The following is a 16,895-nucleotide window of genomic DNA, read 5'->3' as shown; positions in this document are numbered from 1 at the left end:
GCGGCGGTGGTCGCCGCGGGGTGTGCGGCGGGGCCGGGGAGCGCGACCCACGCCCGGGCCGCGGACTGCACAACTCCGGGCGTCAGCGGTGACACGATCAAGGTGGGGCTGATCTATCCGGACACCGGCTCCCTGACTGAGGCGTTCAAATCGGCGCGCAGCGCCGTGGAAGGCCGCATCGGTCTCGCCAACGCCAATGGGGGCGTCGACGGGCGCCAGATTCAGCTCGAATGGCGCGACGACGCGGGAACCTCGAGCGTCAACGCCTCGGCTGCCGAGGACCTGGTCGAGAACCAGGGAGTTCTCGGGCTCATCGAGCTGAGCACGGCCGTCTCCGGGTCCGCGGGATATCTGGACCAGCACGGAATTCCGGTGACCGGCCTGACGGCTGAGTCACTCTGGAACGACCACGCCAATATGTTCTCGTTCTCCTACCTGTTCGTCTCCGGCTCCCTGGTCAGCACCTTCGGCGAATACGCGAAGGCCCAGGGCGGGACAAAGGCCGCGGTACTCCAGGACGGCGCCGGCGCCTCGGCGGGGATCGCCGACCAGCTGGTGGCGAGCCTGGCCAGCCAGGGAATCACGACCGTCAAGCGGGTCGGGTACACGACCGGGCAGAGCAGCGCCGCCCGCGCCGCCGACGAGATCCTGGCCAGCAAGGCGGACGTCATCGTCGGCACCGTCGCGATGAGCAGCATCGCCGAGACGCTCGCCGCCGTGCGGGCCCGTGGCGGCAACCCGAAGGTCGTACTGAGCCCGACCGGTTACGACCCGCAGCTCGTGCGCCAGCAGGGCCCCTCGATCGCCGGACTGACGATCTGGCTCAACTACACGCCGTTCGAGGCGAAGTCGCCGGCGATCGCCAACTACGAGAGCGCGATGGCGCAGTTCGCCCCTGAGCTGGCGGAGCCCGACCAGGAGGTCGCCGTCGCGTCCTACATCAGCACGGACCTGTTCGTGCGGGGCCTGGAGGCGGCCGGCCCGTGCCCGACCCGCGCGGCCTTCATCAAGAACCTGCGGGCCGTGCGCGACTACGACGCCGGCGGCCTCGTCCCCGGCGCGATCGACCTCTCCGACAACCGCGGCAGGGCCAACACCTGCTACGCCTTCGTGCGCGTCAACGCGGCGGCGACGGGCTTCGACGTCATCAAGAAGCCCGACGGGTCGGCGCAGTGGTGCGGCCAGCGACTGGTCCCGGGCACGGCCTCGGCCTCGGGCGGCGCGGGCTAGCCGGCCCGGGCCGCGGCGGACTCCCGGGCGAGCTCGCGGGTGTAGCCGGCGAGCACCGTCCGGACCTCGTCGAGGTGCCGGTCGAGCGCCGGACCGGCACTGACGGCGGACAGGATGAGCGCCGCGGTGATCGTCAGGTAGGCGTGGGTGGCCGTGGCCCGGCGCTCGGCCGGCAGGTTCGGGGCGTAGTGGGCGATGTAGCCGTCGAGGTAGGTGATCCAGGGGCCCGTCTCGCCGGGAGGCTCGCGCAGGGTGGTCGCCAGCAGGCCCTTCGCGCCGGGCAGCTCGTCGAGCACCTGGCGCAGGGCGGTGACGAACCGTGCGACCGACTTGTCGATGCCGGCCATAGGGTCGGCGTCGTCGGCGCCGTCCGCCCCGGCCGGCGGCGGCGCGTGCCGGCCGGCGCGCAGTCCCGCGGCCGGGGTCGTGTCCCCGATCGGGTGCGGCTCGACGGCCTGCCGGAGGTGGTCAGCCCACCGGGCGGACAGCGTCGTCTTCAGCGCGGTCTTGTTCTCGAAGAACCGGTAGACCGAGCCGATCGAGACGCCGGCCCGGTCGGCGATCGCGTCCATGGTCGTGGCGTCCACGCCCACCTCGTCGAACAGCCCGCCGGCCGCCTCGAGGATCCGCTCGAGCGTGGCGGCACTGCGCGCCTGCCGCGCGTGTACCCGCACTCCGACGTCACGCGGCATCTACGGTCTCCTGATCGAGGTCAGTGTTCTAAAACGTGAGGATATCCTCACCTATCTTTGGGTGGGCGCCCGTTCGCCGCCGCGCGAACGTCGTGGCGCGTGGTGGCCCGAGCCGCAGCGTGCGTCCTGACCGCGCCCGTCCTGCTGCTTACCACGACCAACAGCGGCGTACGCGGGTTGGGCACCGACGGGCAGCCTCGACCGGGCCGGCGACTTCCGGCACCGCCTGGGCCCGCCAGCGAGCCTGGGTGCTTCGCGCAGCGTCGGCTCGACTCTCGGGTCCTGGCCAGTTGAGCGCGATCTGTGGCCGAACGGGCGGAGACGCGGGCGACTTTCTGCCTGTACACATCAGGTCATGAGCGAAACGCGGCGCGCCGATCGGGGCGGCCCATCAGTCGAGCCCGCCGGAGACGACCACGACGTGACGGTGCGCCGTTCCTTCGACCAGCAGACGAAGCTGTTCACCGGGAATGACGCCGTCTTCGCCGCCCCGCTGGCACCGGCACCATCGTGGCTCGGGGCATTGCGCCCGGACATGATTGTGCTCGACGTCGCGTGCGGCGCCGGTCATCTCGCCGAACAGGTGGCCCCGCATGTTCGCCAGGTCATCGGGCTGGATCTCACGGGCACCCTGTTGGGGCTGGCCGCGGACCGGCTCGGCGCGGCCGGTATCACCAATGTCCTGCTGCAGGAGGGCAATGCCGCGCGGCTGCCGTTCGTCGAGGGATCCTTTGACCTGGTGTTCTCCCGGTCGGCGCTGCATCATTTCCCGCGGCCGGGGGAGCCGGTCGCGGAAATGGTCCGGGTGTGCCGGCCGGGCGGGTCCGTGGCCATCTCCGACATGGTCGCGCCGAGCCCTGACCTGCGCGAACCGTTCGACGCGCTGCATCGCAAGCTCGACCCCTCGCACGCCCGCGCGCTGCTCTACCCGGAACTCGAGGAGCAGTTGCGCTCGCGGCTCGGCCCGCTCGCGGCCAGCGCGCTGGGCCAGCGCGGAACACTTCCGCTCGACCGTATCCTGACGCCCGCCGCCGACCGGGACGCCGTTGTCGCCGACCTGCGCGCCGAGCTTTCCGGCGGCCCGAGAACCGGTTTCGGCCCGGAGCTCGCCGACGGTCAGCTGATGGTTTCCTTCACGACAGCTTCCGTCCGCGCGGTCCGGTCCGCAAAAGTTCAGCGCATGTGATCGCGAGTTTGGCCCGGTAGTGGTCGCGGAAAGTCGCCGACCCCGACCACTTCAGGGCCAGGACGGCGATCACTGAAAGGTGACGGAACCGTCCCGCCGAAACCGATCGGCGCGGACCTCCGGCGAGCTGCGGAATAGCCGTTTGCGGGAAGCCCGCCGCCAGGGACGCGGGACGCGGAGCCGGAAATGCCGGGACAACGGCCGGCCACCGATTTCGGCGCCGGTCGAGCCGAAAGACGAGCGCCGGGTCAGCCGGTGACCGCGACCGGCTGGCTGCCGAGCGGGCTGGTCCCGGCCGGCGCGACGGCGACTGCCCAGGCCCCCGCGCCCCCGATGACGCCGGCGCCCGGAACGCCCGCGGCAGTGCCGGGCTGCCCGCCCACCGGGAACGGCACCGGGATGAACACGAACGACGGCCCGGGGACGGCGCGAGCCGGGATCGTGACCGACACCGGCGCCGAGTCGACGGCCGGGCCGGTCGGCGGCTGGCCGGTGGCGGTGGCGACGTTCGTGACGCCGCCGGCCGCGACATCAGCCTGGGTCGTCGTATAGGTCGCCACGCACACCGTCGACGCGCCGGGCGCGAGGGTCGTCCCCTCGCAGCGGACGGAGGCGCGGGCCAGCGAGCTGAGCAGCGTGACGCCGGTCAGCGGCACGGCACCGGTGTTGGTCACGGTGTACCGGAACTGCAGGACGACGCCGGCCGAGGCGAACGACGACGCCAGCTGGGGAAACGCCGCTAGGCCGATGCTCGCCGCGTCGGCCCGCGTGAGCGTGAAGCTTGTTCCGGTCGAGCCGGTGTCCTGGCCGGGACCCAGAGTGCCCACGGCCCCGGCCGGCAACGACGTCAGCAGGCCAGCCGCCGCCAGCCCGACCGCCACCGCCAGCAGCCCGAGGCGCCGGGCGAGGACCCCGCGCGGCAGCCGGCGACCCCCCGCCATCCGCACCACGGGCCCGAGTGTTACACAGAGTAACCAAGGCTCGGTGCCGGGCCGCCGCGGCGCGTCGCGGCCCCCACGCCGGCCGGCCCGGGGGGGTCACCTGGTCACAAAACCGCCGCGGTCACAGCCACACGAGCGCGGAAACGGCGATCTTGCCGGTCCGGGACGAGGCGGACCTCGGCAGACGCGGCCCTAGCCGTGCGGGTGGACGAGGGTCTGCGTCTCCAGGTAGGCGGCGATGCCCTCGGCGCCCATCTCGCGGCCGATGCCGGACTGCTTGAACCCGCCGAACGGGTTCTTCAGCTCGACGACCGTGCCCGAGTTGATCGCCATGACGCCCGTCCGGACCCGCCTGCCGACGGCGGCCCCGTGCTCGGGGTCGCCGGTCCACACCGAGCCGGACAGGCCGTAGTTCGAGTCGTTGGCGATGCGGACGGCGTCGTCCTCGGTGTCGTACGGGATCACCGACAGGACCGGGCCGAAGATCTCCTCCTGGGCGATCCGCATGCCGTTGTCGACGTCGGCGAACAGGGTCGGCTCGACGTACCAGCCCCGGTCGAGCGCGGGCCGCCCGCCGCCGCGGATCAGCCTGGCGCCCTCGTCGACGCCGGCGTGGATGTAGCCCTCGACCCGGTCCCGCTGGCGTTCGGCGACGAGCGGCCCGACGACCGTCTCCGGGTTGGCGGGATCGCCGACCCTGGTCTCGGCCACGAGGTCCGCCAGTCCGTCGACGATCTCGGCATAGCGGGAACGCGGGGCCAGGACGCGGGTCTGGGCGGCGCAGACCTGGCCGGTGTTCATGAACACGGCCGGCATCAGCGCGGGCAGCGCGGTCGAGACGTCGGCGTCGTCGAGGATGATCGCCGCCGACTTGCCCCCGAGCTCCAGGGTGCAGCGCTTGAGCTGCTCGCCGCAGATCCCGCCGATCCGGCGGCCGACCGCGGAGCTGCCGGTGAAGGAGACCTTGTCGACCCCCGGGTGGCGGACCAGCAGCTCGCTGTTCTCCCGGCCGGAGGTGATGATGTTGATGACGCCGGGCGGGAGCCCGACGGACTGGAGCACCTCGGCGAGCAGGTAGCCGGTCAGCGGGGTCTCTGGCGCCGACTTGATGACCATCGTCGAGCCGGAGGCGAGGCTCGCGCCGATCTTCGTCGCGATCAGGAAGAGCGGCACGTTCCACGGGACGATGCCCGCGCAGACGCCGACCGGGGCCTTGATGACGGTGACCGGCGCGAGCAGGCCCGGGCGCTCCTCCTCGAACGGGAACGTGTCCAGGACGCTGGCGTAGCCGTCCAGGACCATGGCCGCGGCCAGGGTGTTGCCGAACAGGGCGAAGGTCGACGGCGCGCCCATCTCGGCGGTCACCGTGTCGGCGAACTCCTGCGCGCGGGCCTGGATCGCCGCGCCGATCGCCCGGATCATCGCGGCCCGCTCGGCGGGGGAGGTCCGCGGCCACGGGCCGTCGTCGAAGGCCGTGCGGGCGGCCGCGACCGCCCGGTCGATGTCGGCGCCGTTCGCGTCGGCGACGGTCGCGATGACCTGCTCCGTGTGCGGCGAGATGACGTCGATCGTGCCGGTTCCCGCCGGCGCGACCCATTCTCCGCCGACGAACAGGCGGTCCTTGACGATGACGGACGAGGTCTGCGGTGGCGCAATGGACATGGCTACAGCTCCGCGCGAGAGGGAGGTCGACACGACGGCGTCGGATTACGCCGCGAGAATCCGGCTGCGGATCTCTCCGAGCCACGTTCGCCACCGCCGGCGACCGGCTCGGGCGGGCCCGGCCCACCCGGGGCCTTGCCGCACCACCCGCGCCGATCGCGTGACGAACCTGGCGAGCAGCGTGTCATGACAAACAGGGCGAAGCAACAACAGCATTGCGAGTGCGATGCGCGGTGCGCGAGCCGCCGTGACCGGCTGTCAGAGGGTGGCGACGCCGGCGAGGAAGAGGTCGACCCCGGCGAGGAACTGCGCACGGTCGTCGTGCTCGGCCAGCTGCGTCGCCACCTGGCGCACGAACGGGTACCGCGCGGGGTCGAGCCGCGCCCACTGGGCGGCGACCGTCCCCAGGAAGGCCGATCGGTCGGTGCCTGGCGCGACGCGGCGGGCGTTCGCGGCGTTCTGGCCGGCCACGCCGACCATGTAGCTGACGAGCGCGGTCGCGGCGTCGAACTGCGCGCGTTCGGGGACGCCGAGCGCCTGTAGCTGCCGGCCGACGCTCTCGAAGATCCGCAGCATCGCGGACGGCCACGGCGCGCGGGAGAGCTGGGCGCCCACCCACGGGTGCGCGTCGATCGCGTCGAAGATCCCGAGGGCGATCGCCCGGATCGCCTCCTGCGGCGGGGCGCCGGTGACCTCGCCGGTCACGACCCGGGCGAGGACGTCGTCGGTGGTCGCCGCGAGCAGGTCCTCCTTGTTGGCGACGTGCCAGTAGATCGCCCCGCTCCCGGTCGCCAGGCGGGCCGAGAGCGCCCGGAAGGTCAGCGCGCTCTCGCCCTCGGTGTCGAGGATCTCGATCGCGGTCTCGACGATGCGCTCCTTCGACAGCGCGTCCGCGCGCCGGTCGGTCCGCTGCGCCCTGGTCGCCATGGGCACCATCTTGACATGGCTGGAACGTTGTTCCAGAGTGTCGCGATGGAACGCTGTTCCAGAGGGCCGCGCGAGGAACCCGGCGACGACGCCGGCCCCGGTCGTGCAGGCGGGTCTGCGCGGCCCCGCCCTGGCGAAGAAAAGGAGTGGGAATGACGCAGGCTCTGACGTCCGATGCCGTTGGCGCGCCGCGGTCCCTGCGCGCGGTGTGGCCCGCGATGGTGGGCCTCTCGGCGGTCTTCCTGGTGGAGATGCTGGACAACACCCTCCTGAACGTCGCGCTGCCGACGATCGGGCGGGACCTGCGGGCGTCCACCACGCAGCTGCAATGGGTGACCGGTTCGTACACGGTCGTCTTCGGCGGTCTGATGCTGTTCTTCGGCGCCGTCGCGGACCGGTTCGGGCGGCGCAGGGTGATGTTCGTCGGCCTGGGCCTGCTGGCCGTGGCGAGCTTCGGCACCTTGTTCGTGCGGACCGCCGACGAGCTGATCGTCGTCCGCCTGGTGATGGGAACCGCGGCAGCCATGACCGCGCCCGGTTCGATGGCGCTCTCCTTCCGGCTGTTCGACCAGGACGCGCTGCGCATGCGGGCGAGCGCCGTCATCTCCTCGGTCGGCCTGGTCGGCGTCGCCGTCGGCCCGACCGTCGCGGGCCTGCTGCTCGCGGTCACGCCGTGGCAGGTCCTGCTGGTGGTCAACGCGCCGGTCGCCGTTCTCGCGGCCATCGGCATCCGCGCGGGTATTCCGGCCGACACGGCCGAGGACCTGCACCGAGACCCGATCGACGTTCCGGGCGCGGTGCTCGGCACGCTGACGATCGCGCTCGCGCTGGTCGCCCCGACCCTGTTCGTGCAGATCGGCGCGGGCTCCCGGCTGGCGTGGGCCTGCGCCGCCGGCGCGGTCGTCAGCGCCGGGTGCTTCGTGCTGCGCGAGCGCGCGGCCCGCCATCCCCTCGTCGACCTGCGCCTCGTCGCCCGCCCGCTGGTCGCGAGCGGGCTCGCCTACCAGTCGGCCCTCGGCCTCGCGACGGCTGGACTCACCTACACCGTCACCCTGCAGCTGCAGCTGGCCTGGGGATGGTCGCCGGCCCTGGCCGCGGTGGGCATGTTCCCGCTGGTCATCACGATGATCGTGATCGGCCCGTTCGTCGACCGGATCGTGGACGGGCTCGGCGCGGGTCGCTCGACGACGCTCGGCGCGACCGCCGTGGTCGCGGGACTCGCCATCTACGGGCTGCTGGGCCGATCCGGCTACGGGTGGATCGCCGTCGCCCTGGTGCTCGTCTCCGCGGGCATGCGGGTCGTCATGATCACCTCGGCCGTGAACGTGCTGCGCGGACTGCCGCCGGAACGGACGTCGCTCGGCGCCGCTCTCAGCGACACCGCGCAGGAGGTCAGCAACGCCATCGGGGTCGCCGTCAGCGGGACGGTCCTCGCCGCGATCTTCGTGGGCGACATCGCCAGCCCGCACTGGACGAACGCCCAGGTCTCGCAGTTCCAGAACGCCGTGACGATCGCCATCCTGGCGCTCGCCGCCGTGGCCGCGGCGCTCGTGATCGCGGCGCCGCTGCGCGCTCGCGCCTCGCGGGCCTCAACGGCGGCGACGTCGGAAGCCTGATCGGGAGCGGAGCCGCGCGCGTCCGATCAAATCTGACGGTCCGTGCGGCCGGCTGCTTTAATGCGGCTGCCTGGCTTGGGGTTGGTTGTTCCCGGACGGTCGGAGGGCTCGTGACTGGCAGTGCGCGCTGGGGGATGACGATTCCCGTCGACGGGGTGCCACTGCACCGCCAGGCGGAGGTGGCCCGGGAGCTGGAGGGCCTCGGCTACACCGATCTGTGGACGGGCGAGGGCACCTCGACGGACGGGTTCACCCCGCTGGCGGTCGCCGCGGCCGTCACCCAGCACGTGCACCTCGGCATCGCGATCGCCCCGGTGTTCACCCGCGGCCCGGCCCTGCTCGCCCAGACCGCGGCGACCCTGGCGGCGACCGCCCCCGGGCGGTTCTCGCTCGGGCTCGGGTCCTCGTCCGACGTGATCGTGGAACGCTGGAACGCCGTCCCGTTCACCCGGCCGCTGGCCCGGACCCGGGACCTTCTGCGGTTCCTGCGCCGGGCGCTGGCCGGCGAGCGGATCGACGAGCAGTTCGACACGTTCGCCGTGCGCGGCTTCCGGTCGGCGATCATCCCCGACCCGGCGCCCGGGCTCCTGGTCGCGGCGCTGCGGCCGAAGATGCTCGCGCTCGCCGGCGCGGAGGCGGACGGCGCGATCCTCAACTGGCTGTCCGCGCCCGACGTCGCCCGGATCGCCCCGGCGGTCCTCGGCCAGGCCGGAGTGACCCCGGCGGCGCGACGCGAGATCGTCGCCCGGCTGATGGTCGTGCCCACGGCCGACGCCGAAGCCGCCCGCCGGATCGGGCGCCGGGCTATCGCCGCCTACCTGAACGTCGGCGTCTACAAGGCCTTCCACCAGGACCTCGGCCGCGACGCGCTGGAGCCGATGTGGAAGCTGTGGGCCGCGGGTGACCGGGCCGGCGCGCTGGCCGCGATCCCGGACCACGTCGTCGACGAGCTGATCGTGCACGGGCCGCCGGAGGCCTGCCGGGAGCACCTCGCCCAGTACGTCGCCCACGGCGTGACCGTTCCCGTGATCTTCGTCCTGCCCGCGCCGGGCGTAGACCCCCTCCAGGCCTGTCGCGACCTCGCCCCTCGCTGACCGACGTCTGCCCCTCGCTGACCCGCGTCCGGCTCTCGCTGACGCGGGTTCCGGCATGCGCCCGTCCCGGGAGACCGCTGCGGGCCGTGCCCGACTGTGGGCGCCTGGTGGCCTCCCGGGGTGCCGGTGGCGGCTTTTGTCTGGTTTGCCAGGCGCTCGGACCGCTGTGGCGGGGCTGGCGGATGTCGCGCGGCCAAGAAGCGGTAAATAGCGGCCGATCTCTTGACTGGTGCCGGCGCATTGTAGATCCTGCGAGCGGCGCATGAATGTACGGTTCGTCACATTCTTGAGCTGCCAGACCTGAGCCGGCCTGCGCGCGGCAGGCGACGCCGCCGCCGCGCGCGAGAAGAGGGAGCATCAGTTGTCCAGCGACACCTCGGTCAGGAGCGATCAGCCGACCGCCGACGACGGCTTACCCAGGGTCAAGGGCGGTATCTGGGGCCGGCAGCTCGCGCACTACCCCGCCACGGCGCCGCGCGCGTTCTACCTGGCGATCGTCGTCCTCACCACGATCGTCCTGTACTACGAGCTGTACATCCAGGGCGCGGTCGCGACGTCGATCATCACCCGCTTCGACATGTCGTTCACGTACTTCGTGTACATCTCGGTGGCCGGCGGGGTGACCGGCGCGCTCGCCTCGCTCGCCGCCGGGCTCGCCGACCGCTGGGGCCGGGCCAACCTGGTCACCTACGGCGTCCTGCTGACCGGCGTGCTGATGGTCGTCGGCCTGCCGAACGCGAACAGCAAGCTCGTCTACCTGATCCTGTTCGCGGCGCTCAGCGCGGTGGAGGGCGTCATCCTCGTCGCGACGCCCGCGCTGGTCCGGGACTACTCGCCGCAGCTCGGCCGGGCGTCGGCGATGGGGTTCTGGACGCTGGGGCCGGTCGTCGGCAGCCTCGTCGTCACCGAGGTCTCCAGCCACACCTTCCACGGCAACCACTGGGAGCAGCAGATCCGGTACTCCGGGTACGCCGCGCTGGCCGTCGGGGTGATCGCGTTCATCGGGCTGCGGGAGCTGTCGCCCCGGCTGCGCGACCAGCTCATGGTCACGCTGCGCGACCGGGTGCTCATCGAGGCCAAGGCCCGCGGCGTCGACCCGGAGCAGGCCCTGCAGGGCAGCTGGCGCCAGATGCTCAAGCTCGACGTCATCGGGTCGGCGCTGGCGGTCAGCCTGATGCTGATCTTCTACTACACGGCCGTCGGGTTCATCGTCACCTACTTCGCGACGAACTTCGGCTACTCGCTGAACCGCGGCAACAGCCTGGCCAACTGGTACTGGATCACGAACGCGCTGGCGCTGATCATCGCGGGCATCGTCTCGGACTGGCTGAAGGTCCGCAAACCGTTCATGGTCTTCGGTGGAATAGTCGGCGCCGTCGGTATCGCGCTGTTCGCGATCAAGGCGCATGACGCCTCGACCAGCTACTACACGTTCGCGCTCATCTTCGTCATCATCTCGGCCGGCGGCGGCATCGCCTACGCCACCTGGATGGCGTCGTTCACCGAGACCGTCGAGCGGCACAACCCCGCCGCGACCGCGACCGGCCTCGCGGTCTGGGGCGGCGTGCTGCGCACGGTCGTCGCCATCGTCCTGACGATCCTCGCGGTGACGCAGACGGCGACCTCCGTCCTGGTCGACAAGGGCCCGGCCACCCAGTCGATCCTCGCCAAGTACCCGCAGCAGATCGCGACCGCGCAGCTGATCGACCCGGCGACGTCGGCCGCGCTGAGCAAGAACCCGAACGACACCGCGGCCGGGCTGAAGGCGGCCGGTGAGGTGCAGAAGGGCGCGAACGTCGACCTCCAGGAGGCGATCAAGCGCCTGCTCGCGCTGAAGGCGGTGCCGAAGGCGGACCTCGCGTACATCCAGGAGAACGGGCCCAAGGTGCTGCAGGCCCAGAAGGACTCGCCGAACCAGTGGCGGACCTGGTGGTGGCTGTGCTTCGCCGGCCAGATCCTCTTCCTGCCGTTCATCTTCCTGATGGCCGGTCGCTGGAGCCCCCGCAAGGCGCGTGAGGACCTGGCCGAGCACGAGGAGCGCGTGCGGCAGGAGCTGGCGGCGCTGGGCCCGAAGGAGGGCTGAGCCCGCGCGGCGGCCGGCCGCGAACATCCGTGCGCGCCCCGGCGGGGGATTCCCCGCCGGGGCGCCCGGGATCCGCCCGCCGGCGCGAAGCGGCGTCAACCAAAGGTTGACGATCCGGCTGCGTCAACCTAAGGTTGACGCATGAGCGAACCCACTCCCATGACGGCACCGGTGCGGCTCGACGACCTGATCGACGCCATCAAGAAGGTGCATCCGGACCCCCTCGACCAGCTCGCCGACGCGGTTCTCGCCGCCGACCACCTGGGCGACATCGCCGACCACCTGATCGGCCACTTCGTCGACCAGGCGCGCCGCTCCGGCGCCTCCTGGACGGACATCGGCCGCAGCATGGGGGTCAGCAAGCAGGCCGCGCAGAAGCGCTTCGTGCCCAAGGACCCGGGCGAGCCGGGCGACCTCGACCCCAGCCAGGGCTTCAACCGGTTCACCGCGCGGGCCCGCAACTCCGTGGTGGCCGCGCAGAACGCGGCGACCGCGGCCGGCAGCGCCCAGATCACCTCCGAGCACCTGGTCCTCGGCCTGCTCGTCGACCCGGACGCGATCGCGGCGAAGGCGATCGTCGCGGCCGGGGTGACCCTCGACGAGGCGCGCGTCGCCGCCACGGCCGCGCTGCCGGCCGCGGCCGGGCCGGCGCCGTCGGCGGCCCTGCTCCCGTTCGACGCCCGCGCGAAGAAGGCCCTGACGCTGACCTTCCGCGAGGCGCTGCGCCTGGGCCACAACTACGTCGGCACCGAGCACCTCCTGCTCGCGCTGCTGGAGCAGGAGAGCCTCGAGAACGGCCCCGGAGTCCTGACCGGGCTCGGGGTGGTCAAGGAGACGGTCGAGTCCTACACGACCGCGGCCCTGGCCACGATCAGCCAGGCCGCCACGGAGGCCGCCGGCAGGCTGTGACCGCGGGCCGGCCGGCGGCCGGCGCCTCCTGCGGGTGGCTGCCCGTCAGGCGCTGTGCCAGCGGGCGCGGGTCGGGCTGGTGACGGTGGTGCCGCAGACCAGCTGCGTGCCGAGCTCCGTGACTCCGGTCGCTCCCACCGGCGAGCAGGGGTCACCGGCGTGGACGAACACGGTGGCCGAGGGGGTCGCGGTCAGCGTCGGCACCACGGGCCGCGTGGTCGCCGGGACGGGCGTGGTCGTCGCCGGCCGGACGGTGGGCCGCGGCGAGGCGGTGGTGGGCGCGACCCGCGGCCGGGTGGGGGTGGCCGAGGCGCGCACCGGGCCGGTGGTGGCCGGCGGCGCGACGTCCGCCGTGGCGGCGAGCGCCAGGGGCGGCTCGATCGGCGGCAGGATACTGTTCTCGACCGTCGGCGTGTCGGCCGGCGGCGCGGAGGTGATCGTCGCCGACGCTGACGGCGTCGACGGGTGGCCGATGAGGCCGCCGGCGACCAGCGCCACGGCGATGCAGACGAGGCCGGTCAGGCCGACGCCGGTGAGAACCCGGTGGGTGCCCGCCCACGCGGCGACCGGGGACCACCACGACGGGCGGCGCCGGCGCGACTGGTAGCCGGCGGGGAAGGCCGGCGGCCGGCGCAGCCGCTGGCTCGGACGGAAGGCCACGGGTCACCCCCACTCGTACGGGAACACCAGAGCCCGGTTGAGGCACCCTACGCCGCCGGTCGCGGCGCCCACGAAGCGCCCTTCCCGGGCGCCCGCGCCGCTCGCCGGGACCGTGGACGGACCGGATTGACCCACCACCGAGAGGAACCGCGCCGATGTCCGACTCCCACCCCGTCCTGCTCGTCATGGACTTCCAGCACGGCATCGTCGAGCGGCTCGGTGACCCGTCCGTGCTGGCGGCCGCCGGCCGCGCGATCGAGGCCGCCCGCTCCCACAAGATCCCCGTGATGTTCGTCCGGGTGGCCTTCCGCCCCGGCTACCCCGAGGCCGCCGCGGCCAACTCCACGTTCGCCCGGCTCGCCCAGTCCGGCGACGCCCTGACGCAGGACCACCCGGCGACCCAGATCCACGCCGACCTCGCCCCGCGGCCCGACGAGCCCGTGGTCACCAAGCGGCGGGTCAGCGCGTTCAGCGGCAGCGACCTCGACGTGCTGCTGCGCGGCGCCGGCGCCGACACCCTCGTGCTGGCCGGCATCGCGACCAGCGGCGTCGTGCTCTCCACGCTGCGGGCGGCCGCCGACCTCGACTTCCGGCTGACCGTCCTCGCCGACGCCTGTGCCGACGCCGACGCGGAGGTGCACCGCGTGCTGACCGAGAAGGTGTTCCCGCGCCAGGCGCAGGTCACCACGGCCGACGCGTGGGCCGCCGCGCTCTGAGCCCCAGCCGGCCGCGCGGCCCCGTCAGCGCAGGCCGAACACCGACGTGACCGACGGTGGCACCGGCACGCCCGGGCGCAGGTCCGGCGCGGGGACGACCGTCGCCGCCGCCGGGCCGAACCGAAGCTGGCCGGCCCAGGCGGGGCCGGCGACGTCGTCGGCCGGGTCCGCGGCGAACTCGTCGAGGATCCGCAGCGACCAGTCGACGATCGGCATGGCCAGCAGGGAGGTCGCGGCCAGCTCCCGGGCCGTGGGGCGGCGCAGCTCCGCGACCCGCCCGGGCAGCAGCCGGTCGGTCACGACGTCGAGCGCCCGCTCCTTGCGGGCGCCGTCCAGCGGGGCGAACCGGCCGAAGAACACGGCGCTGCGGTAGATCACCGCGGACTCGAACGCGGAGCGCGCCACGATCACCCCGTCGATCGCGGCGATCGACACCGACACGGGTGCTCCCGCGCCGACCCGCCGCATCCAGTGCGACCCGGTCGACCCGTGGATGACCAGCTGGTCCTCCCAGCGCACGACCGCGGTCGGGATCACCACCGGGTGCCCTTCCTCGTCGACCAGCCCGACATGTCCCAGGACGGCCGAGGCCAGCAGGGCGTCGAGCTCGGCGCGGTCACGGGACATCAGGTCGGGCAGCCGGGTCGGTTCGGTGCTGGGCATGCCGGCCAGCCTTGACGGCGGCCCCGGGCACGGTCAACCGACCGCCGCGCCCGAACGCTGGCGGGCGGCGCCGCGTGGAGGCGTCCTCGACCGGGTATGGCGGGTGACGTCACGTTCCGAATTCAACTTGCTACGGTAAGCTGGCCTGGGAGGGGTGATGGCTGGGCTGCGCGGGTTCGGGGGCGATGCGCCAGGCCTTCCGCGGCCGGCCCGTTCGGGGCCGCCCGCGCGGCTTCTCCAGCGCGCCGCGCTCGCGTGTGTGCTGCTCGTAGGCCTGGCGGTCGCCTGCACGGCGCTGCTGAGCCTGCGGGATGGCCTGTACGCGGCGCTGTTCGCGGCCCTCGCCGCCGAGGTCGCCGCCGCGGTGGCCTGCCTGTGGAGTGCCCGCCGCGCCGGCGTCGACGATCGGCGATGGCGGGTGCTCATCGCCGTGCTCGCGGGCGGGCTGGCCAGCGCCAATGTCATCACCCTGATCACGCTGTTCATGGGCGGCTCGCTGGTCGCCCGCACCCCGTCGGTCTACGCGGGCCTGGTCTTCTTCTATGGGCTGGGCCTGGCGGGCCTGCTCGCCGTGCCGACCTACCCCGTGGCGGGGAGGGTGGGCAGCGGGCGTGGCCCGCGTCGCTGGCACGCGGTCATCCTGCTGGACTGCCTGCTGATCGTCGGTTCGCTCGTGCTGCTGGAGTGGCGGACGGGGGTCGACGAGATCCTGCGGGCGCGGGCGCCCAACGCGGCGGAGTTCGGTTCCACCCTGCTGCAGCAGGTGGCCACGTTGAGCCTCGCGGCGGCGGTGCTCCTGATCGCGAGCTTCCGCCGGCCGCGGTCGCCGGGGACCCTGGCCCTGCTCGGCTGCGGTCTGATGCTCTACGCACTGACGGACAGCCTCTTCGTCTACCGTGTCGCCGCCGGACATCACGATCTTCCGCCCTGGAGTCTGATCGCCTACACGGTCTCCCTGCTGCTCGTTGCCCTCGCGGCGTTGGTGCCTTCGCCGGCCCCCGCGGACCTCGACAGCCTGGCCCCACCGCGGCCGCGCGCGATGTGGCTGCACGCGGCGCTGCCCTACGCGGTGCTCTGCGCCGCGGGCCTGCTCACCCTCGGCAAGCTGGCGACGGGCGCGCCGCTCGACAGGGTCGAGGCCTACGGCATGGTGAGCCTGCTGGTGCTGGCACTGGCCCGGCAGATGATCACCATCGCGGAGAACACCCACCTGCTCGCCGCGCTGCGGGAGCGTGAGAGCCAGCTGCACTACCAGGCGTTTCACGACCCGCTGACCGGTCTGGCGAACCGGGCCCTGTTCACCCGGCGGCTGCAGCGCGCGGTCGGCGCCGAGCCCGGCCGCGACGGGGCGTCGGGCTGCCGGGACGGGCCGCTGTCGGTCCTGTTCGTGGATCTCGACCACTTCAAGCGGGTCAACGACGCCTTCGGGCACGCCGCCGGCGACGAGCTGCTGAGGATCAGCGCCGCGCGGCTGCGAGGCGCGACCCGCGCCGTCGACACCGTCGCCCGCCTCGGGGGCGACGAGTTCGGCGTCATCCTCGACAGCCGCGGCGACGACAACCCGCGCCACGTCGCCGAGCGCCTCGCCACCGAGGTGCAGGCGCCCTGCCGGCTGGCCGGGCGGACGTATGTCCCACGGGCCAGCCTCGGGCTGGTCACCCTGGACGGCGCCGCCCGCCCGCCGGATCCCGACACCCTGCTTCATCAGGCCGATCTCGCGATGTACGCGGCGAAACGGGAGCGAGCCGGCAGGCTCGTCGTGTACGGCTCCGACCTGCCCGACCGCTTCTGACGCCCCGGACAGGCGGGCCCGTCAGGCCGTTCCCTGCAGGATGAAACGGCTCCGGGCGCGCAGCGCGGCGACGATCTCGGGTGGCGCGGTGCGCGGCGAGCCCGCGTCGAACGGCGGGTGCGGGTCGTACTCGACGCCGAGCTGGAGCGCCTGGGCGACGGAGTCGCCGGCGAGCCGGGCGGCGAGGGTGAGCGCCATGTCGATGCCGGCCGAGACCCCGGCCGCCGTCATGTACTTGCCGTCGACGACGACCCGCTCGGCCGTGGGCACGGCGCCGAGCTCGGCGAGCTGGTCGAGGGCCAGCCAGTAGGACGTCGCCCGCCGTCCGGTGAGCAGGCCGGCGGCGGCCAGCACCAGCGACCCGGTGCACACCGAGGTCGTCCACACGCTGGTCGCGTCCACGGCGCGCAGCCACGCGTGCACCGGCTCGTCGTCCATCAGCGCGACCTGGCCCGGCCCGCCGGGTACCAGCACGACGTCGGGCGCCGGGACGTCGGCCAGCTCCGCGTCGACGATCAGCCCCAGCCGGCCGCCCTCGGAGCGGACCGGGCCGACCCGGTGGCCGGCGAAGACGACCTCGGCGCCGGGCAGGCTGCGCAGCACCTCGTAGGGCCCGACGGCGTCGAGCGGGGTGATCCCCTCGAACAGCAGGATGGCGATCTGCATGGTGCGTCCTTCCCAGGGAGCCGTCGACCGACGGCACGACAGGATGAGCCGGGCGGCG

At 73.2% G+C, this 16,895-nt stretch carries 15 protein-coding genes; 8 read left to right on the top strand and 7 right to left on the bottom strand.

Features of this window, described 5'->3' with window-relative positions; translation table 11 throughout:
* Nucleotides 1-102 precede the first annotated feature (102 nt).
* Nucleotides 103-1,230 carry an ABC transporter substrate-binding protein gene (locus FRAEUI1C_RS19150; RefSeq protein WP_232425051.1) on the top strand — a complete coding sequence of 376 codons (1,128 nt, stop codon included), beginning with the start codon at nucleotides 103-105 and terminating at the stop codon, nucleotides 1,228-1,230.
* Here the strand turns inward: FRAEUI1C_RS19150 and FRAEUI1C_RS36485 are convergent.
* Nucleotides 1,227-1,922 carry a TetR/AcrR family transcriptional regulator gene (locus tag FRAEUI1C_RS36485; protein WP_013424982.1) on the bottom strand — a complete coding sequence of 232 codons (696 nt, stop codon included), beginning with the start codon at nucleotides 1,920-1,922 and terminating at the stop codon, nucleotides 1,227-1,229. The two genes, FRAEUI1C_RS19150 and FRAEUI1C_RS36485, sit on opposite strands and share 4 nt — an antisense overlap.
* A 355-nt stretch (nucleotides 1,923-2,277) precedes the next feature.
* Between FRAEUI1C_RS36485 and FRAEUI1C_RS19140 the strand changes: the two genes are divergently transcribed.
* Nucleotides 2,278-3,108, top strand: coding sequence for a methyltransferase domain-containing protein (locus FRAEUI1C_RS19140; RefSeq protein WP_063748001.1), 831 nt, complete (start codon nucleotides 2,278-2,280; stop codon nucleotides 3,106-3,108).
* A 248-nt stretch (nucleotides 3,109-3,356) separates the two neighbouring features.
* Here FRAEUI1C_RS19140 and FRAEUI1C_RS36480 read toward each other — a convergent pair whose 3' ends face one another.
* The 3 genes from FRAEUI1C_RS36480 to FRAEUI1C_RS19125 form a co-directional block, all read right to left on the bottom strand.
* Nucleotides 3,357-4,049 (bottom strand): CLIPPER-2 domain-containing protein, encoded by a 693-nt coding sequence (locus tag FRAEUI1C_RS36480; RefSeq protein ID WP_013424980.1) that lies wholly within the window; start codon nucleotides 4,047-4,049, stop codon nucleotides 3,357-3,359.
* 192 nt (nucleotides 4,050-4,241) lie between these two features.
* Nucleotides 4,242-5,711: an aldehyde dehydrogenase gene (locus tag FRAEUI1C_RS19130; protein ID WP_013424979.1), complete on the bottom strand. Its 1,470-nt coding sequence runs from the start codon at nucleotides 5,709-5,711 to the stop codon at nucleotides 4,242-4,244.
* A 258-nt stretch (nucleotides 5,712-5,969) separates the two neighbouring features.
* The gene (locus FRAEUI1C_RS19125) at nucleotides 5,970-6,638 is read right to left on the bottom strand and encodes a TetR/AcrR family transcriptional regulator (RefSeq protein ID WP_198318601.1); all 669 of its coding nucleotides are present in this window, start codon (nucleotides 6,636-6,638) and stop codon (nucleotides 5,970-5,972) included.
* A 152-nt stretch (nucleotides 6,639-6,790) separates the two neighbouring features.
* Between FRAEUI1C_RS19125 and FRAEUI1C_RS19120 the strand changes: the two genes are divergently transcribed.
* The 4 genes from FRAEUI1C_RS19120 (at nucleotide 6,791) to FRAEUI1C_RS19105 (ending at nucleotide 12,340) form a co-directional block, all read left to right on the top strand.
* Nucleotides 6,791-8,254, top strand: a complete 1,464-nt coding sequence (locus FRAEUI1C_RS19120; RefSeq protein WP_013424977.1) for an MFS transporter — start codon at nucleotides 6,791-6,793, stop codon at nucleotides 8,252-8,254.
* A 110-nt stretch (nucleotides 8,255-8,364) separates the two neighbouring features.
* Nucleotides 8,365-9,348, top strand: a complete 984-nt coding sequence (locus FRAEUI1C_RS19115) for an LLM class F420-dependent oxidoreductase (RefSeq protein WP_013424976.1) — start codon at nucleotides 8,365-8,367, stop codon at nucleotides 9,346-9,348.
* Nucleotides 9,349-9,709: 361 nt separating this feature from the next.
* Entirely contained in the window at nucleotides 9,710-11,431 is a 1,722-nt protein-coding gene (locus tag FRAEUI1C_RS19110) for an MFS transporter (protein WP_013424975.1), read from the top strand.
* A gap of 141 nt (nucleotides 11,432-11,572) precedes the next feature.
* Entirely contained in the window at nucleotides 11,573-12,340 is a 768-nt protein-coding gene (locus FRAEUI1C_RS19105; protein WP_013424974.1) for a Clp protease N-terminal domain-containing protein, read from the top strand.
* A 45-nt stretch (nucleotides 12,341-12,385) separates the two neighbouring features.
* On the opposite strand, the gene FRAEUI1C_RS19100 is transcribed toward FRAEUI1C_RS19105, so the two are convergent.
* On the bottom strand, nucleotides 12,386-13,000 hold the full coding sequence (locus FRAEUI1C_RS19100; protein WP_013424973.1) for a hypothetical protein: 615 nt from the start codon (nucleotides 12,998-13,000) through the stop codon (nucleotides 12,386-12,388).
* Between the two features lie 155 nt (nucleotides 13,001-13,155).
* On the opposite strand from FRAEUI1C_RS19100, the gene FRAEUI1C_RS19095 reads away from it, so the two are divergent.
* Nucleotides 13,156-13,716, top strand: coding sequence for a cysteine hydrolase family protein (locus tag FRAEUI1C_RS19095; protein WP_013424972.1), 561 nt, complete (start codon nucleotides 13,156-13,158; stop codon nucleotides 13,714-13,716).
* 24 nt (nucleotides 13,717-13,740) lie between these two features.
* On the opposite strand, the gene FRAEUI1C_RS19090 is transcribed toward FRAEUI1C_RS19095, so the two are convergent.
* On the bottom strand, nucleotides 13,741-14,379 hold the full coding sequence (locus FRAEUI1C_RS19090) for a pyridoxamine 5'-phosphate oxidase family protein (protein WP_013424971.1): 639 nt from the start codon (nucleotides 14,377-14,379) through the stop codon (nucleotides 13,741-13,743).
* Nucleotides 14,380-14,536: 157 nt separating this feature from the next.
* On the opposite strand from FRAEUI1C_RS19090, the gene FRAEUI1C_RS19085 reads away from it, so the two are divergent.
* Entirely contained in the window at nucleotides 14,537-16,171 is a 1,635-nt protein-coding gene (locus FRAEUI1C_RS19085; RefSeq protein ID WP_013424970.1) for a GGDEF domain-containing protein, read from the top strand.
* A 21-nt stretch (nucleotides 16,172-16,192) separates the two neighbouring features.
* On the opposite strand, the gene FRAEUI1C_RS19080 is transcribed toward FRAEUI1C_RS19085, so the two are convergent.
* Nucleotides 16,193-16,837: a DJ-1/PfpI family protein gene (locus FRAEUI1C_RS19080; RefSeq protein WP_013424969.1), complete on the bottom strand. Its 645-nt coding sequence runs from the start codon at nucleotides 16,835-16,837 to the stop codon at nucleotides 16,193-16,195.
* Nucleotides 16,838-16,895: the final 58 nt, after the last annotated feature.

The organism is Pseudofrankia inefficax (genome assembly GCF_000166135.1).
GTDB lineage: Bacteria > Actinomycetota > Actinomycetes > Frankiales > Frankiaceae > Pseudofrankia > Pseudofrankia inefficax.
The sequence above is the reverse complement of the archived record's forward strand: the minus strand, read 5'-3'. Positions and strand labels throughout refer to the sequence as shown.